Consider the following 16,786-nt stretch of genomic DNA (forward strand, 5'->3'; position numbering starts at 1 on the left):
TTCTCCTCGTGTTGGCTTCCTTACAGACTAGGCGAATTCACCGGGGAGCATCCCGATCACCGAATAGGATGCAAGCATCCCCACAAACCCCCGGAGGACTAATGCTTAAGCAGGGCTCTGCACTGGACCGGTATTTCAAGATTTCCGAACGGGGGTCAAACTTCTCCCGCGAGATCCGCGGCGGTTTTGCCACGTTCTTCGCCATGAGCTACATCGTGGTGCTGAACCCTCTGATTCTTTCCGGCCCGGACTCCTCGGGTGCCACCCTCGGCTTCCCTGCCGTGGCGGCTGTCACCGCATTCGCTGCGGGTATCCTGACGATCCTCATGGGTGCGTGGGCCAAGCACCCATTCGCCATAGCTACCGGACTGGGCGTCAATGCATTCGTGGCAGTCACGGTGGCCACCAACCCGGGCCTGACCTGGCCGGACGTGATGGGCCTGGTGGTCCTCTCCGGAACCACAATGCTGATCCTGGTGCTGACCGGCTTCCGGACCGCAGTGTTCAAGGCTGTCCCGGACGGGCTCAAGACGGCGATCGTGGTGGGGATCGGCCTGTTCATAGCCCTGATCGGCCTGGTCAACGCCGGATTTGTGCGCCGCATCCCGGACGCTGCCGGCACCACCGTCCCCGTAGGCCTCGGTTTTGACGGCAAACTTCTGGGATGGCCAACGCTGGTGTTCGTGTTCGGCCTGATCCTGACCATCGCCCTGCTGGTCCGCAACGTCAGGGGTGCCATTTTGATCGGCATCATCGTCTCCACCATCCTGTCCGTGATCCTTGAGGTCACGCTGCACATCGGGCCGAGCTTCGACGGCACGAACTACAACCCGCAGGGCTGGTCGCTGGTCGCTCCGACGTTCACCGAATGGGCTGCCCCCGACCTCTCCCTCATCGGCAAGGCGGACCCTGTCGGCGCCTTCGAGCACCTCGGTTTCGTGGCGGCCGCGCTCCTGGCGTTCGTGATCCTGCTGAGCATCTTTTTCGACGCGATGGGGACCATGGTGGGCTTGGCCAACGAGGCCGGAACCGTGGACAAGGACGGCAACATCCCCAACGTGGACCGTGTGCTGCAAGTGGACGCCCTCGGCGCCATCGTCGGCGGCGGCGCGTCCGTGTCCTCCAACCAGATTTACGTCGAATCCGGAGCGGGCATCGGCGAAGGTGCCCGAACAGGCCTTGCCTCGATCGTGACCGGACTGCTGTTTCTCGTGGCCATGTTCTTTACCCCGCTCATCAATCTGGTGCCGTTCGAGGCCGTGGCCCCCGCCCTCGTGGTGGTCGGCTTCATGATGGTGGCCCAAGTGGGCAAGATCCACTGGCAGGACTGGGGCATCGCCATCCCCGCTTTCCTCACCTTCACTCTGATGCCCTTCACCTACTCGATCGCCAACGGCCTGGGCGCGGGGTTCATCTCCTACGTCCTCATCCGCACATTCCAGGGCCGTACCCGGGAGGTGCACCCGCTCATGTGGGCAGTGGCCGCCGCCTTCGTCCTGTTCTTCGCCATCGGACCCATCGAACAGGCGCTCGGCATGGCCTGATGCCATCTCGCGGAAGGCTCGCGGGAGGGAGGATCCGGGATTTCAGACATCCCGACGGCGGCACGGCTGGTTTTCGCCCCCTCCGTGCGGTGAGCTTGGAGCATGGACTTTCCTGCGCTCTCGGTCGATGTTCAGCCCCACCCGTGGACGGGCCGTTTCGACGGTGACGGTGCCGCCCACCGCCGGTGGTGGCAGGCCGTGACCCCGTATGCAGAAGCCCGGCAGGACCGCAGTCCGCTGCTCCCGGACCCGCCGGTCCGGGCTGCTTCACGGGCCGGGGCCACGGGGAGAACATCGACACCGGCCTCGCGTCCTGCCGTGATCCTCGGATTCTGCAGCGACGAGGGCGTGCGCCGCAACAAGGGCCGGACCGGTGCCGCAAAAGCGCCCGCCGCCATCCGCGGTGCGCTGGGCCCGCTGGCCTTTCACCTGGACAGACCCGTCCTCGACGCCGGCGACGTGGTGGTCCGGGAGGGCCACCTCGAAGCCGGCCAGGCGCGGGCAGGCGTGGCGGTCTCGTCCCTCCTTGATACGGGCAACCTGACCGTGGTGCTGGGCGGCGGCCACGAGACGGCCTTTGCGAGCTACCTCGGTGTCGCCGGCTCCGAGGCCGTCCGCGGCGGGCAGCGGCTCGGAGTCCTGAACCTGGACGCCCATTTCGACCTCCGCGACGAGCCTGCCCCCAGCTCCGGCACCCCGTTCCTCCAGATGGCCCAGGCGGAGGCCGCCGCGGGCCGCCAGCTGAACTACGCTGTCGTCGGCATTTCCCAACCGAACAACACGCAGGCGCTGTTCTCCACCGCCGACCGTCTCGGAGTGAAATATCTCCTGGACGAGGACTGCACCCAGGACGCCGTGCAGTCGTTCGTGTCCGACTTTCTGGCGGACATTGACGTCCTGTACCTGACCATCGACCTCGACGTGCTGCCCGCGGCGGTGGCTCCGGGCGTGAGCGCGCCGGCGGCATTCGGCGTCCCCCTGCCTTTGGTCTCAGCTGTGTGCCGCCAGGCAGCCGCCAGCGGGAAACTCCTGCACGTGGACGTGGCGGAACTGAATCCTGCCTTCGACATCGACGGCCGCACCGCCCGGGTGGCAGCCCGGCTCGTCAATACCCTGCTGGATACGCGTCGCTGACCCGGATCACTGCAGCTGGATCGCGCAGCAGCCAGGCCGTGGCTAGGACGCAGCTAGTCAGTAGCTAGTCAGAGGAGCCGGACCGGGCCTTGGACTTGGGCTTGGAAGTGGCCGGCGCCTTCGGGGAGGCCTTCTTGACCATGGAGGACGGAGGCTTTGGGAATGCTTCCGCCGGATACAGTCCGGCCACCTTGTTCGTGTACTTCGCCCACTGCGGCCCGGCGATCATGTAGCCGTCGATGCGCGAATAGAACTTTCCGTTGATAGTGAGGTTCCGGCCGGCACGTTTCTGGCCCTCCAAGGCGTCGCCGAAGAAGGATGCCGTGGCGATTCCCGAGGTGTAGCCAACCACCCAGCTGGCACCGTTGCTGTTGTTCGTCCCCGTCTTGGCCGCCACCGGCAGCCGCCCGGAGATCTTGGGGTTGATGTGGATCCCCGACCCCACCTTGAGAACGTCCTGGAGCACTGAGGTCACGCCCCGTGCGACGTCCCGGTCTATGGCGTCCCGGCACTTGGGGGTTTGCGCATGAAGCGGCTTTCCGGCCCGGTCTGCTACCCGCAGGATGGCGATCGGGGCGCAGTACTGGCCGTCGGCGGCAAAGGTGGCGAAGGAGTTGGCCATGTGAAGGGGGGCTACGCCCGTGCCGCCCAGCACGTTGCCCAGCTGGTGCATGTTAATGGGAGCGCCGTCCAACCCGCTGTGGAGGCCCACTGCGTTGACCATCTTCTGGATGCCGCAGAAATCCAGCTGCGCCGCGGAGGCGAACGTCGCCGTGTTGATGGAGTTGTACAGCCCGTAGTTGACCGGCATCTTCCGGTAATAGCCTTCGTCCGCGTTCTGGAGATCATCGGCCGCCTCGAGGCCCGCCCTGCGCTGCTTCGTGCTGTACGCGCCCGCCACCTTGCCGCAGGAGGACCGCCATTTGAAGCCGAGCGGATATTCACGCTTGGAGGCATCCACGTTTTCCGTTATTTTCTTGCCCTGGTTCAGCCACTCTGCAAAGGTGAACGGTTTCATGGTCGACCCGGGCTGGAAACCGCCGGCGCCATTGAGGTCGTTGCCGTTGGGATCCCTGGAGTCCACGTTGAAGTTGAGCTGCGTATCGAACTTCCCGGGCTGCGGGAGGAACACCGTGTTCTGCGCCATGGAGAGGATCTTGCCGGTTCCCGGCTGCACCGACACCAGGGAGGCGCCCCATTTGCCCGGGTTCGGCTTGGCCGTGGCGTCCACCTGCGCCTGGGCGGCCGTCTGCAGGCGGCTGTCGAGGGTGGTGGTGATGGTCAGACCGCCGCGGTACAGCTTTTGCTCCCGGGCCTTGGTGTCGGAACCGTAGGCGGGGTTGTTAAGGATCAGGTGGCTCACGTAATCGCAGAAATACGGGGCCATTGTCGCGGCTGCGCAGCCCTGCCTTGACGGCCGGAGCTTGAGCCCGATGGGTGCAGCCTTGGCGGCGGTGTGCTGCTTCTTGGTGATCATGCCTTCGGCCAGCATAGAGTCCAGGACCTGGTTGCGCCGCTGGATGGCGTTCTTGGGGTTGGCCACGGGATCGTAGAAGCTGGGGCTGTTGACCAGTCCGGCCAGCAGGGCGGACTGAGGCAGGCTGAGTTTACTGGCGGGAATACTGAAGTAGTACTGGGCGGCCGCCTCGATGCCGTAGGCACTGCGGTTGAAGAAGACGATATTGAGATACCCCTCAAGGATCTGGTCCTTGGTGTATTTCTTTTCCAGTGCAATGGCCAGGCGCATCTCGCGCAGCTTGTCCCCCATGTTCTTTTGCCCGCTGAGGACCACCTGGTCCTCGCGCCCGGCGGAGATCATTGCTTCGTTGACGATGTTGGTGACGTATTGCTGGGTCAGCGTGGACGCGCCCTGCCGTTCACCACGGGTGAGGTTGCTGGTCAGCGCCCGGAGAACGCCCTGGGCGTCCACGCCGCTGTGCTCGTAGAAACGTGTGTCCTCGATGGCCACAACGGCGTTCTTGATGAACGGGGACATCTTGTTAAGCGGGATCCGAACGCGGTTTTCGGCATAGAACGTGGCGATCGGCTTTCCATCCGCCGTCACCATCCGGGTGGTTTGCGACGGCGGCTGCACGGTCAGTTCAGTGGGAAGGCTGTTGAAATAGTCGATCGACCTGCTGACCGTCGTGCCGGCCAGGGCCGCGGCAGGCACCAGGAAGCTCGCCACCAGGACACCGCAAATTGCACTGACAAGCAGGAACCCGAGCATCCTTGACAAGGCCCACCCAGTCCGCGACAAAAACCTCATTACTGCCACGCTTCCAGCTCACCGTGCATCCGATTGAGTTCAGGATACGCGTTGCCCTCCATGCAAGCCACACAGCCTGCCGGGACCCGCACGCGGGACTTCAAACGGGAGTGTGCGGCGCCTTCCCCTCGTCGCCGAACCTTTCGGCCGCCCGGCGTTCACGGAGCCGGTCAAGCCGCTGCATCACCGGCGCGGTGGTGGCACCATGCAGCACCACAGACGTTGCCACCACCAGCCCCACGATGGCCCACAGGTAGTCCGTCTGGTCAGCGAACTGACCCTTGCCAAGCGCGTAGGCCAGATAGTACAGCGAGCCGATGCCGCGGATGCCGAAGAAGGAAATGGCGATCCGTTCCCTCGGACCGGTCTTGCCCCGGGCCAGGGCCAGCCAGCCGGACAGCGGACGGACCAGAACCAGGAAGGCCAGTGCGACGGCCACCTCCACCCAGCCGACTCCGGCCAGCAGTCCCCTGGCGATGGCCCCACCGAGAAGGACCAGGATCACCACGGTCATCAGCCGCTCGAGCTGTTCCACGTACGAGTGCAGGACCTTGTGGTATCCGTGGGTATGCTCTGCCGCCCGGATGGTCACGGCGCACACGAAAACGGCGATGAAGCCGTAGCCCTCGATCATCTCGGTCACTCCGTAGGCCAGGAACGTGGCGGCAAGCGCGACGAACCCCTCGGAGTGGTTGGAGAGCCGGATGCTGTCGTGCCGCGCAGAGAAGAAGAGCCGGGCCAGCACCTTGCCTGTCCCGAATCCCAGCAGCACGCCCATGCCCGTGCGCCACAGGACATCCACGGCGAACCATTCCGGGAACCAGTCGGAGGGCGACGTGCCCACGACGCTCATGGCAATGGCCAGGTACACGAAGGGAAAGGCGAGACCGTCGTTGAGCCCGGCCTCGGATGTCAGCCCGAACCTGACCTCGTCCTCTTTGTCCGCCTCCTCGACCTCGTCGGCCGGCTCACCAACCTGGACCTCGGACGCCAGCACAGGGTCGGTGGGCGCAAGGACGGCCGCGACCAGCACGGCAGCAGCAAGGCCCAGTCCCAGCACCCACAGGCCCAGCAGCGTCAGGAGGAGCATGCACAGCGGCATGGCAATCCCCAGCATCCGCCACGTGGTGGCCCAGCGGCGGCGTCCAATGGGACGGTCCAGTGCCAGGCCGGCGCCCATCAGCGAGATGATGACGCAGACTTCCGTCAGGTGCATCGTAAAGTCGGCGTGCTGGACGGGATCCGGGTCCGGGAGGTCGCCCAGCAGCCAGAACACGGCGAAGCCTGCGGCCAGGAACACCATGGGCATGGAGAACGGCGCATTGCGGAGGAGCTTGGGCAGGACAGCCGCGATAAAAACGGCGAGACCGGCCGCGGCGAAGATGATGCTTGCGGCTTCAAACATGGTCGCCTCCAATCCGGCGCGGGCAGGGTGTGACCAACACTAGCCGCGAACCTGGCACGGCGTCCGTTGTTCCGGCGAAGCAGGCTGACCTGACAACCTCTGTCAACAAACAGGTCAAATGCCAGTCATCTTACGTTTGGTGCTACAGAGGGTAGACTGGTCTCTGCCTCGGCAATGAAATACAGAAAGTTCGGTACATGAGCACAGCAACCATGGAGCGCCCAACCGCTTCTTCAACCGCGTTTGGCTCGTCGGATTCCCGGTCCATCCACCTGGCCTTCACCAGCGCGGACCAAGTCCACGAGGGCCTGGAGAGCGCCGTTGAAGCCCTCATCGAAACAGCGGCCCACGAGGGCACCTGCGGCATCCGCGTCACCCGGATCGAGCCCGGCCGTTACACCGTCGCCCTCGACCAGTCCGTCCCCTTCGGCGAAACGCACGAGGACATCGCAGCCTAACACGCAAAAAGCCCCCGCCTCTGACTTCATCCGTCGCGTATCAGCGCTGGATGATGCCAGGGTCGGGGGCTTTTGTGTGCCTAACCCTGTGTACGTGCCGGCGGACTAGGCCCGCCGGACCTGCACGCCGTCCGACTTCATGAAGGGCTGCGAGTCGGAATGACCGCTGCCCACAAGCCAGAGGACGTTGCCGCTCCGTGAGATCTCCTCAACCTCGCCTGTCGCAATGACATGCGCATGCTTGAGGATCTCGACACGCTCGCCCGCCTGCAATGATCCCCAGTCGGAAACCGTAGCAGCGTGTGCGATGCGTCTGGACAGGACTGCCCCGCGTGCTTTCATTTGAACTTCTACCCCTTTGTGGATGTTCTTGCGCCACAGCATCGTTGATGTGACTTTCACTACATCTTCAGTTCTACTACAATCGGGCCGCGGGAACCCGCAGCGTTGCATAGTATTTCGGCGGCGCCGGAAAATGTTTCCCGGCGCCGCACATTGTTCAGCCCTATGCGAGAATGCCGACAGCGGATTCGGCAGCCGCCCGCACCTCGCCTGACGCCACGAGTCTGTCCGCCGCTTCCAGTTCCGGCGACAGGAACCGGTCCGCGCCGGGACCATGGACCACGCTGCGCAGCACTTCAATGACCGCGGCACCCGCTGGCCCCGGAGTCAGGGCCCCTCCCGAAAGCTGCGTGCGCATGTCGATGGCGCGTGCCGACGTCACCAATTCCACCGCCAGGACGCGGCGCAGGTTCTCCACGGCCTTCCGCAGCTTGCGTGCGGCGTGCCAGCCCATGGACACGTGGTCCTCCTGCATGGCGGAGCTTGGAATGGAGTCCACCGAGGCAGGAACGGCCAGCCGCTTGTTGTCCGATACGAGCCCCGCCTGCGTGTACTGGGCGATCATCAGCCCCGAGTCCACTCCCGGATCGCCCGCGAGGAATGCCGGCAGCCCATGGGAGCGGGCGGGATCCAGCATGCGGTCGGTCCGCCGCTCGGCGATGGAGCTGAGGTCCGCGACCGCGATAGCCAGGAAATCCAGCACGTACGCCACAGGGGCGCCGTGGAAGTTTCCGTTGGAGGAGACGCGGCCGTCGGGGAGGACCACGGGGTTGTCGATTGCCGCAGCCAGTTCGCGTGACGCAACAAGGTCAGCATGGTCCACCGTGTCCCGGACCGCCCCGGCCACTTGGGGAGCGCAGCGCAGCGAGTAGGCGTCCTGAACCTTGGAGTCCCCCACGCGGTGCGAGGCCACGATCGGTGAGTTGGACAGGACCCGCAGCATGTTGTCGGCGCTCGCGGCCTGCCCGGGATGCGGCCGAAGTGCGGCGTGGAGTTCCGGCAGGAACACCTGGTCGGTGCCCAGCAGCGCCTCGACGCTGAGCGCTGCGGTGATATCCGCCGTCGTCAGCAGTTGCCGGATGTCCGCGATGGCCATCAGGAGCATGCCCAGCATGCCCTCGGTGCCGTTGACCAGCGCCAGGCCTTCCTTCTCCGCGAGGACCACCGGCTCAATTCCGTGCTGGGCGAGGAGCTCTGCCACCGGGCGTCCGTCCTTGCCGCCATACTGTTCACCGTCAGGCCCCGTTGCCTCGCCCTCGCCCATGAGCACCAGGGCACAGTGCGAGAGGGGCGCGAGGTCGCCGGAGCAGCCGAGCGAACCGAACTCCCGGACCACCGGCGTGATGCCGGCGTTCAGCACATCAACCATGGTTTGCAGCACGACGGGCCGGACGCCGGTGCGGCCGGAGGCGAGGGTCTTGGCGCGCAGGAACATGATGCCGCGGACCACTTCGCGCTCCACCGCTGGCCCCATGCCGGCAGCATGACTGCGGATGAGCGATTTCTGCAGCTGTGTGCGCAGCTCATTGGGGATGTGCCGGTTGGCGAGCGCGCCGAAACCGGTGGAGATTCCGTAAGCAGGGACGTCGCTGGAGGCGAGGTCGTCGATGTGCGCGCGGACCTTGGCCACTGTGTCCAGGGCTTCCTGGGAGATGGTCACCTTGGCGTCATGGCGCGCGACGGCGACGACGTCCTCGGGGGTCACGCCGCTGGAGCCGAGGGTGACGGTGAGCGGTTCGTGGGTAATGGTTGTCATGGTGGTGTTCCTACTTCTTTGCTTCTGCAGAGTCTGCGGACTCCTGCATGGGGATGCGGACGCCGCGTTCTTTGGCGACGTCGAGTGCGCGGTCGTAGCCGGCGTCGGCGTGGCGGATGACGCCCATGCCGGGGTCGTTGGTGAGGAGCCGTTCTAGTTTTTCGGCGGCGAGGTCGGTTCCGTCGGCGACGGAGACCTGGCCGGCGTGGATGGAACGGCCGATGCCGACTCCGCCGCCGTGGTGGAGGGAGACCCAGGTGGCACCGGAGGCTGTGTTGAGCAGGGCATTAAGCAGGGGCCAGTCGGCGATGGCGTCAGAGCCGTCGGCCATGGCCTCGGTTTCCCGGTAGGGGGAGGCGACGGAGCCGGAGTCGAGGTGGTCGCGGCCGATCACGATGGGCGCCTTGACCTTGCCTTCCTTCACGAGCTGGTTGAACAGCAGCCCGGCCTTGGCCCGTTCACCGTAGCCCAGCCAGCAGATGCGCGCCGGCAGCCCTTCGAACTCCACGCGCTCAGCGGCGGCATCGATCCAGCGGTGCAGGTGCTTGTTCTCGGGGAAGAGTTCCTTGATGGCCTCGTCGGTGACGGCGATGTCCTCCGGGTCTCCGGAGAGCGCGACCCAACGGAACGGTCCCAGGCCCTCGCAGAACAGCGGGCGGATGTAGGCGGGGACGAAGCCGGGGAATTCGAAGGCGCGGGCGTAGCCGCCCTTGCGGGCTTCATCGCGGATGGAGTTGCCGTAGTCGAACACCTCGGCGCCGGCGTCCTGGAATTCGACCATGGCCTGGACATGCCTGGCCATGGACGCCTGGGCCTTCTTGGTGAAGCCTTCCGGGTCAGCCTCGGCCTCGCGGTGCCATTCCTCCACTGAGATGCCTTCGGGGAGGTAGCTCAGCGGATCGTGGGCGGAGGTCTGGTCCGTGACGATGTCAACGGTGAGTTCGCCGGCCTGGTGGCGGCGCAGGATTTCGGGGAAGACCTCGGCGGCGTTGCCGACATAACCGACGGACCAGCCGCGGCGCTCCTCCTTGGCCTTGAGCACTTTGGCGATGGCGGCGTCGAGGTCGGTTTCCACCTCGTCGAGGTAGCGCTTGCCGGCCCGGCGGCGCAGGCGGGTCTCGTCGACGTCGACGATCAGGCAGGCGCCGTCGTTCAGTGTGACGGCCAGCGGCTGGGCGCCGCCCATCCCGCCGCAGCCGCCGGTGAGGGTCAGGGTGCCGGCGAGGGTGCCGTTCTCGTCTCCGGTGAGCTTGCGGGCGATGGCGGCGAAGGTCTCGAACGTGCCCTGCAGGATGCCCTGGGTGCCGATGTAGATCCATGAGCCGGCGGTCATCTGGCCGTACATCATCAGGCCCTCGGCCTCGAGCCGGCGGAACTCGGGCCAGTTGGCCCAGTCCCCGACAAGGTTGGAGTTGGCCAGCAGCACGCGCGGCGCCCACTCATTGGTGCGGAACACACCCACCGGCTTGCCGGACTGGACCAGCAGGGTCTCGTCCTTGTCCATGGTTTCCAGGGTCCGGGTGATGGCATCGAACGCGGCCCAGGAGCGGACCGCGCGGCCCGTGCCGCCATAGACCACCAGATCGTCCGGGCGTTCGGCGACCTCGGGGTCCAGGTTGTTCATGAGCATGCGCAGCGGGGCTTCCGTCTGCCAGGACTTAGCGGTGAGCTCGGTGCCGCGGGCTGCTTTGACCGGGCGGGCACCGGTAGTGAAATCGGCGGGTGCCATAAGGGGCTCCTTCGTGTTGCTGGGTGGTTCGGGGAAGTGCTTCTGTATCAACTAAAGCCCCTCGGGGACAGGCCTGACAGGGCTTTCGAACGGGTGCTGTCCGGTATTCCAGACATGCCATCTCCCCCGCCATCGAAGGAGGAACAGCGGCCATCGGGACGGCAAGGGACGAGGCTGCCGCCCTGCGTTGCGACGCATAGTGTGCAGGACATGGCGGCTGGGGCCGCGTTTTCCTAGAGGACTGCGTATGCCTCCGAGGACAGAAAGTCCGCCCAGTCGCGGAATGGGTCTTCGGCCAGGGGATGATCCGTCAGTTCGATCTCGGGCAGCAGGTCTTCGGGGCCACCAGGTCGCGGTCACTGTCCGTGCCAGCAGTTCCGGGCACCGCGGGGCCACGGTTGTTGTCAGGCTGCCCAGGCATTTCAGGCATTCCGAGGCCCATGTTGTTGGCCATGGCAAGGATCCCGCTCGGCCATCGTGGTGGTTCCCAGTCGGGTTTTTCACTGGCGTAGTTGCGGCCCGGGGGTGAAGTCCAGCCCGGCGGATCGCTGGCGCTGGCACTGGTAGGCGTCCATCCGGTGCTGTGTTTGAGGCGATGATGTTTGGGGCAAGGCTGACCCAGGTTGCTGATCCCGGTGGACCCGCCGCTGGCCCAGGCAAGGAGATGGTCTGCGTCGTTGTCAAGGGAATGATTGTTGCAGCCGGGGAACGGACATTTGCCGTCCCTCAGCCTTAGCCAATGGCGCAGCACTTTGGGGACCCGGTAGCTGGTCCGTCCGATCTCCAAAGGCGCACCATCCACGCGGGTCAATCAGCACCCTCAGGAAGGACGACGCCCCGTCCGCCACAAGGGCGCGCCCCACGGACGGCGGAACCGGGCCGTACCCGTCCAACATGGCCGGGTCGCCAGTCAGACCCAGCAGCGAGAGCACCGGAACGGTTATGAGAACCTGGGCTGCCGGAGACGGAACTTCCCCGAATGGCGGATGGCTTGCCCGCACAGCGTCGTCGAGCACGGCGCCTTCGAGGATGGAGTCGTCGAAGATGCCGTCCTCCATGCCTTCCGCAGTAACGGGCATTCGTTCCCGGCCGTCAGTGAGGAGCCAGCTGGCGGCGACATCCGCACGAAGCTGCGAAAGGGTCCTGGCCTCCTCCGATCCCTGCAAGGCTCTTGCGGCGGTGGTGGTGCGGTCCCAGATACAGGCAGCCTGGCCGGCAGGCAGGTAGGCGGAAAGCCAGGCCATGCCATCGCGGTCCGGCGGCCGTGGTGAGCGTGCGGGCTTCGGAGAGGAAGGCTCCGGCCATGCGTTCGCTGACCGTCAGGACGCACGCAACCTCCGCGGTAGTTGCCATGTCCTGGACGGCCTGCTCCTGCGGGGACATGCCCGGTGCAGCCATGGCCATGGCAGCATTGGCATATCCGGCGGCCAGGTGCACTTTCAGGGCGGCCATTCTTGCTTCCACCTTGGCCACCTCAGCCAGGCTGTCCAGGCACGCATCCGCGTGGTCACGAAGAGGTTCCGCAGCGGCCGAACCCAGGGTGGCCGCCCCGCGGCGGACGACAACAGCCAGTGCCGCGAGGGAGGCCTCCACGGCCTTCAACGCCTCCACAGCGGCTCTGCTTTCCATGCCCAAAGCATCTCAGTGGGCACTGAGATTTTGGATCGGCAAACACGGGTCACGGCGCCGGGGCCCCAAGTGTCCGTCCGCGCCCGCCCCACTGCATCCCGGGCCACAAATGTGCGTTCTCGCCCCGCCGCCGAGGCAGCCTGGACAGTCTGGAATCGAAGACACCAAAGCTCCGTGAGGCGCGTCACCTGCTGCCCGGAAATGGTCTGCTGGATAGCGATCCCCCTCCCAATGACGAGAAGGTATTTGGCATGCAACAAGCCCCAACAGAAGCCTCACCGGCCGCGCCCGAAACCAGCGCAAATGCCGGCAGCACCGTGGGCGCTGCGGTGGAGAAGACCGTCGGCACCGTCCTGAACCGCGGGCTCAATGTCCGCCATATCCGCTTCATGGCCTTAGGATCGGCGATCGGCACCGGCCTGTTTTACGGCTCCGCCTCAGCCATCCAGAAGGCCGGCCCGGCAGTCCTCCTCGCGTACATGATCGGCGGAGCTGCCGTATTCATGGTGATGCGCGCCCTGGGTGAAATGGCCGTGCGGCACCCTGTGTCCGGCTCCTTCGGCCAGTACGCCAGCCGCTACCTCGGCCCCCTCGCCGGGTTCGTGACCGGCTGGACCTACGTGTTCGAGATGGCGATCGTGGCCATTGCGGACGTCACGGCGTTCAGCATCTACATGGGGTTCTGGTTCCCGCAGGTGGAGCGGTGGATCTGGGTCCTGGCCATCATCTTCTTCTTGGCCGCCCTCAACCTGCTCAGCGTCAAGGTCTTCGGCGAACTGGAGTTCTGGTTCTCCCTGATCAAGGTAGTGGCCATCGTTGCCATGATCGCCGGCGGTGCCGCCATCATCGTCTTCGGGTTCCAGGCAGGCGGAGCAACCGTCGCTCCGGGTATCGGCAATCTCGTCGAGCACGGGGGCATGTTCCCCAACGGCTTCGAAGGGCTGCTGGCCTCGTTCGCCGTCGTGATGTTCGCGTTCGGCGGGATCGAAACCATCGGCGTCACGGCCGGCGAAGCGGCCGACCCCAAAAAGGTCATTCCCAAGGCAGTGAACACCGTGCCGGTCCGCGTGCTGCTGTTCTACGTGCTGACCCTCGGCGTCCTGATGAGCCTCTTCCCCTGGAATGAGGTGGGCACCAACGGCAGCCCGTTCGTCCAGATCTTCAGCGGCCTGGGCATCCCCGCCGCCCCGCACATCCTCAACGCCGTGGTGATAACGGCCGCCCTGTCCGCCATCAACAGCGACATCTTCGGAGCTGGCCGCATCCTGTTCGGCCTGTCCAGGCAGGGCCATGCGCCGGCCAGCTTCGGCAAGGTGTCCCGGCACGGGGTTCCGTGGATGACCGTGGTGATGATGGCGGGGGTCCTGTTGGTGGGCGTGGTCCTCAACGCCGTCATGCCCAAGGACGTGTTCCTGCTGATCGCCTCGATCGCCACCTTCGCCACCGTTTGGGTGTGGGTGATGATCCTGGCCTCCCATGTCGCCATGAAGCGGGAGATCGCCCGCAAGGGCCTGCCGGCGTCGGAGTTCCCGTCGCCATGGTGGCCGGCGGCCTCCATCCTGACCATCGCCTTCATGGCCATGGTGATCGTGATCCTGGGCGCGTTTGAAGATTCCAGGGTTGCGCTCTATGTGGGCGCAGTGTGGCTGGGCGTGCTGGTGCTGGCCTACCGGCTGTGGGTCCGCGGCCATGGCCGCGCCCGGGCGGAACTCGTGGATGAGACCGCACCGCTTCCCGTGGCACAGGTTCCCGTGGCATAGGCAGCTCCGGCGGAACGCGCGGACACGGCATACGACCGGCCGTGATCACCATCATCCGCGGCCGCCGGTGCGGCCGCTCCGGTGCAGGCCTACTGCGCCGGACGGCCGTGGATGCGGACCGACAGCTCGTTCGCCACCTTCTGCACCCGGGCGGCCAGCCCAGGCCACTCGTCCGGCGGCAGTTTGTCCTCGAGGAACGTGACGGCGACTGCCGCCGTCGGCCAGCCCAGGTGATCGGTGACGGCGGCGGCGATTGAGCCGAAGCCGGGCGTCACCTCTCCGTGTTCGGTGGCGTAGCCACGCTGCCGGACCTGGTCCAGGTGCGAGGAAAGCGCGGAGTACTTCATGATCGCCCCCTCCACCTCGTGCCGGGCGCTGAACGCAGCGGCGTTCGGGTACAGCGCGCGGACCTGGGACTTGGGCAGCGCGGCAAGGATGGCGCGCCCGCTGGCGGTGAGGTGGCTCGGAAGCCGGACGCCGACGTCGGTGACCAGGGACGGCCGGTTCTTGGCCCGTTCCTCGACGATGTAGAGCACGTCGCGCCCGTGCAGGACGGCAAGGTGCGCACTTTCGCCGATCGCATCCACGAGCGACGCCAGCACGGGCCGCCCGAGGCGCGACAGGGGCTCCTGCCGTGAATATGCCGAGCTTAGCTCGAAGGCACTGATTCCCAGGCCGTAGCGCTGCTCCTCGTGCAGATGCAGGACGAAACCGTTCGCCTCCATCACGCCCAGGAGGTGGTACACGCTGGAGCGCGGCAGTCCCAGCGCCGTGGCAATGTTCGACGCCGCCATCGGCCCCCGCTTGGAAGCCAGCAGTTTGAGGATGCGGAGGGTATTCTCCGCCGCCGGAACTTTTGACGTCACCTTCGCGGCACCTGTGGGGACCGCTGTTTTCCGCCGCGCGAGCGCGCTGTCTGCCATGTGTTCCTCCATCGCCCCGGCCCACGAAACGCTGGTGTCCGGGATACCGTACTTAGCCGTGACTTAACTGTGCACCTCCCCGATGTCTGCAAGATACGCACGCCTCGTCCCTGTGTCTGAAATCCCAGATACCCCCTGCTGCTTCCACAACCAAAGCCCAGTGGGTTAGCGTTAGGCATGGATTTGCCGCTGGACGGGAAAGTGGCCCTCGTCGCGGGTGCGACGCGGGGTGCGGGGCGTGGAACGGCAGTGGCACTCGGCGAGGCCGGGGCCACCGTTTACTGCACCGGGCGCACAACGCGGCACGGCACGTCGGAGTACGGCCGGCGGGAAACCATCGAGGAGACGGCGGAACTCGTGACCGCGGCCGGCGGCGCCGGGATCGCCGTCGAGGTCGACCATCTGCAGGCAGCCGGCGTGGAAGCGCTGGTGCGCCGGATCGATGACGAGCAGGGGCGCCTGGACGTCCTCGTCAACGACGTCTGGGGCGGTGAAAACCTTGTTGAGTGGGACACTCCCCTCTGGGAGCACAGCCTGGACGCCGGGCTGAAAATGCTGCACGGCGCCGTGGACACCCACCTGGTCACGAGCCATTTCGCCTTGCCCCTGCTGATCCGGCGTCCGGGCGGGCTCGTCGTTGAGATGACCGACGGGACGCGGGACTACAACACCACCCATTACCGGCTTTCGGCGTTCTACGACCTCGCCAAGTGGGCGGTCCTTCGTCTCGCCTTCAGCCAGGCGGAGGAGCTGCAGCCGTTCCAGTGCACAGCTGTGGCACTGACTCCCGGGTGGATGCGTTCGGAAATGATGCTGGAGCACTACGGGGTGACCGAGGCGAACTGGCGGGACGCTGCTGCGGTAAACCCCCACTTCGCCGCGATCTCGGAGAGCCCGCGGTTCGTCGGCCGCGCCGTTGCCGCGCTCGCCGCCGACCCGGACCTCATCAGCCGCACAGGGGCGTCTTTCTCCTCCGGCGGCCTGGCCCGGGAGTACGGTTTCACCGACGTCGACGGTTCACAGCCGGACTGCTGGCGCTACCTTACGGAGGTGCAGGAGGCAGGCCTGCCGGCAGACCCACAAGGATACCGCTGAGGCCGCTGTTCGGCGGCATTCCAGCACGGCGGTTCCCAAAAACAGGTAGTGCGCTCTTGTTCCGAGAGGCGCCCGCGGGAGAAGTGAGGTAGTTGCTACTCGTGTGGCTCTTGGTGTGACTGTCTACTGTTGTCCGCACGGTGCACTCCCGGATCGGAGACCCCTCCGACAATAGCAACCGGATCCCGGCACCGCCAGTGAATCGACGCCAGGTCACACTGCGAAGGAGTGGTCACGATGATCCAGTTCACCGCCGATGCCCCCATCCGAGCCGGACGGCTGTCCGGGTTCCTGACTAAGACACTGAGCCGCGCACGCACGGCGGCCATCCCCTACAAGGTCGGCGACGCCGTGGTGGGCGATGATCCCTTCAATGGCCGAAGGGAAGGCATCGTTGAGGTCCGCAACGGAGCGTCGGTTGGCATCAGGTCAGGCGGCCGCGTCTATTTCTATGACCACCGGCAGCTGAGGCGGCCGGACTAGCCGGTGGCCAGCATCCCGTCCCCACCAAGGAGCGCGAATCCATGTCCATTGCAAATTTGCCTACCGCGTACCTGACTATCGCAGAAGTAGCGGCGGCCCTCCGGGTGTCCAAGATGACCGTCTACCGGCTGGTCAAGTCCCATGCCCTGGCCTCCGTCCGTTTCGGGAAGTCGTACCGCATTCCGGAGTCGGCCGTGGAGGAGTACATCAGGCAGGCTGAAACCCCGGCCGAGTAGCCTTCCGGCACGCTCCCCGCAGA

General features: G+C 65.8%; 13 protein-coding genes and 1 pseudogene. 7 read left to right on the top strand and 7 right to left on the bottom strand.

Annotation, left to right across the window (positions count from 1 at the left end; all coding sequences use genetic code 11):
* Positions 1–101 precede the first annotated feature (101 nt).
* Together AC5RUM_RS01710 and hutG are read left to right on the top strand one after the other, a co-directional pair.
* A complete protein-coding gene (locus AC5RUM_RS01710; RefSeq protein ID WP_494033306.1) occupies positions 102–1,544 on the top strand; it encodes an NCS2 family permease in 1,443 nt (480 codons plus the stop codon).
* A gap of 102 nt (positions 1,545–1,646) precedes the next feature.
* The gene (gene hutG, locus AC5RUM_RS01715) at positions 1,647–2,678 is read left to right on the top strand and encodes a formimidoylglutamase (RefSeq protein WP_494033307.1); all 1,032 of its coding nucleotides are present in this window, start codon (positions 1,647–1,649) and stop codon (positions 2,676–2,678) included.
* Positions 2,679–2,742: 64 nt separating this feature from the next.
* Here the strand turns inward: hutG and AC5RUM_RS01720 are convergent, their stop codons facing one another.
* Positions 2,743–4,908, bottom strand: a complete 2,166-nt coding sequence (locus AC5RUM_RS01720; RefSeq protein WP_494033864.1) for a transglycosylase domain-containing protein — start codon at positions 4,906–4,908, stop codon at positions 2,743–2,745.
* A gap of 139 nt (positions 4,909–5,047) precedes the next feature.
* On the bottom strand, positions 5,048–6,352 hold the full coding sequence (locus tag AC5RUM_RS01725; protein ID WP_494033308.1) for a cation:proton antiporter: 1,305 nt from the start codon (positions 6,350–6,352) through the stop codon (positions 5,048–5,050).
* Positions 6,353–6,549: 197 nt separating this feature from the next.
* On the opposite strand from AC5RUM_RS01725, the gene AC5RUM_RS01730 reads away from it, so the two are divergent.
* Complete coding sequence (locus AC5RUM_RS01730) at positions 6,550–6,810, top strand: hypothetical protein (protein ID WP_494033309.1); 261 nt, start codon at positions 6,550–6,552, stop codon at positions 6,808–6,810.
* A 105-nt stretch (positions 6,811–6,915) separates the two neighbouring features.
* On the opposite strand, the gene AC5RUM_RS01735 is transcribed toward AC5RUM_RS01730, so the two are convergent.
* The 4 genes and pseudogenes from AC5RUM_RS01735 to AC5RUM_RS01750 form a co-directional block, all read right to left on the bottom strand.
* Positions 6,916–7,152, bottom strand: coding sequence for a hypothetical protein (locus AC5RUM_RS01735; RefSeq protein ID WP_400577580.1), 237 nt, complete (start codon positions 7,150–7,152; stop codon positions 6,916–6,918).
* A 163-nt stretch (positions 7,153–7,315) separates the two neighbouring features.
* Entirely contained in the window at positions 7,316–8,908 is a 1,593-nt protein-coding gene (hutH, locus tag AC5RUM_RS01740; RefSeq protein ID WP_494033310.1) for a histidine ammonia-lyase, read from the bottom strand.
* Between the two features lie 10 nt (positions 8,909–8,918).
* Positions 8,919–10,637 (bottom strand): urocanate hydratase, encoded by a 1,719-nt coding sequence (gene hutU, locus AC5RUM_RS01745; RefSeq protein ID WP_494033311.1) that lies wholly within the window; start codon positions 10,635–10,637, stop codon positions 8,919–8,921.
* Positions 10,638–10,947: 310 nt separating this feature from the next.
* Positions 10,948–12,266 (bottom strand): annotated as a pseudogene (locus AC5RUM_RS01750) (HNH endonuclease signature motif containing protein).
* A gap of 251 nt (positions 12,267–12,517) precedes the next feature.
* Between AC5RUM_RS01750 and AC5RUM_RS01755 the strand changes: the two are divergent.
* Positions 12,518–14,026, top strand: coding sequence for an amino acid permease (locus AC5RUM_RS01755; protein WP_494033312.1), 1,509 nt, complete (start codon positions 12,518–12,520; stop codon positions 14,024–14,026).
* A gap of 89 nt (positions 14,027–14,115) precedes the next feature.
* On the opposite strand, the gene AC5RUM_RS01760 is transcribed toward AC5RUM_RS01755, so the two are convergent.
* On the bottom strand, positions 14,116–14,949 hold the full coding sequence (locus AC5RUM_RS01760; RefSeq protein ID WP_494033313.1) for an IclR family transcriptional regulator: 834 nt from the start codon (positions 14,947–14,949) through the stop codon (positions 14,116–14,118).
* Positions 14,950–15,126: 177 nt separating this feature from the next.
* On the opposite strand from AC5RUM_RS01760, the gene AC5RUM_RS01765 reads away from it, so the two are divergent.
* The 3 genes from AC5RUM_RS01765 to AC5RUM_RS01775 all read left to right on the top strand — a co-directional run bounded on the left by AC5RUM_RS01765 (position 15,127) and on the right by AC5RUM_RS01775 (position 16,763).
* Positions 15,127–16,044 (top strand): SDR family oxidoreductase, encoded by a 918-nt coding sequence (locus AC5RUM_RS01765; protein ID WP_494033314.1) that lies wholly within the window; start codon positions 15,127–15,129, stop codon positions 16,042–16,044.
* A 237-nt stretch (positions 16,045–16,281) separates the two neighbouring features.
* Positions 16,282–16,527, top strand: coding sequence for a hypothetical protein (locus AC5RUM_RS01770; RefSeq protein ID WP_494033315.1), 246 nt, complete (start codon positions 16,282–16,284; stop codon positions 16,525–16,527).
* 41 nt (positions 16,528–16,568) lie between these two features.
* Positions 16,569–16,763 carry a helix-turn-helix domain-containing protein gene (locus AC5RUM_RS01775; RefSeq protein ID WP_494033316.1) on the top strand — a complete coding sequence of 65 codons (195 nt, stop codon included), beginning with the start codon at positions 16,569–16,571 and terminating at the stop codon, positions 16,761–16,763.
* The last annotated feature ends 23 nt before the right edge of the window (positions 16,764–16,786 follow it).

It is taken from the genome of Arthrobacter sp. B2060 (genome assembly GCF_059090445.1).

Coding starts and splice junctions, on each gene's coding strand:
- AC5RUM_RS01710 (WP_494033306.1), top strand. CDS start 102: ATGCTTAAGCAGGGCTCTGCACTGGACCGGTATTTCAAGATTTCCGAA.
- hutG (WP_494033307.1), top strand. CDS start 1,647: ATGGACTTTCCTGCGCTCTCGGTCGATGTTCAGCCCCACCCGTGGACG.
- AC5RUM_RS01720 (WP_494033864.1), bottom strand. CDS start 4,908: ATGCTCGGGTTCCTGCTTGTCAGTGCAATTTGCGGTGTCCTGGTGGCG.
- AC5RUM_RS01725 (WP_494033308.1), bottom strand. CDS start 6,352: ATGTTTGAAGCCGCAAGCATCATCTTCGCCGCGGCCGGTCTCGCCGTT.
- AC5RUM_RS01730 (WP_494033309.1), top strand. CDS start 6,550: ATGAGCACAGCAACCATGGAGCGCCCAACCGCTTCTTCAACCGCGTTT.
- AC5RUM_RS01735 (WP_400577580.1), bottom strand. CDS start 7,152: ATGAAAGCACGCGGGGCAGTCCTGTCCAGACGCATCGCACACGCTGCT.
- hutH (WP_494033310.1), bottom strand. CDS start 8,908: ATGACAACCATTACCCACGAACCGCTCACCGTCACCCTCGGCTCCAGC.
- hutU (WP_494033311.1), bottom strand. CDS start 10,637: ATGGCACCCGCCGATTTCACTACCGGTGCCCGCCCGGTCAAAGCAGCC.
- AC5RUM_RS01755 (WP_494033312.1), top strand. CDS start 12,518: ATGCAACAAGCCCCAACAGAAGCCTCACCGGCCGCGCCCGAAACCAGC.
- AC5RUM_RS01760 (WP_494033313.1), bottom strand. CDS start 14,949: ATGGCAGACAGCGCGCTCGCGCGGCGGAAAACAGCGGTCCCCACAGGT.
- AC5RUM_RS01765 (WP_494033314.1), top strand. CDS start 15,127: ATGGATTTGCCGCTGGACGGGAAAGTGGCCCTCGTCGCGGGTGCGACG.
- AC5RUM_RS01770 (WP_494033315.1), top strand. CDS start 16,282: ATGATCCAGTTCACCGCCGATGCCCCCATCCGAGCCGGACGGCTGTCC.
- AC5RUM_RS01775 (WP_494033316.1), top strand. CDS start 16,569: ATGTCCATTGCAAATTTGCCTACCGCGTACCTGACTATCGCAGAAGTA.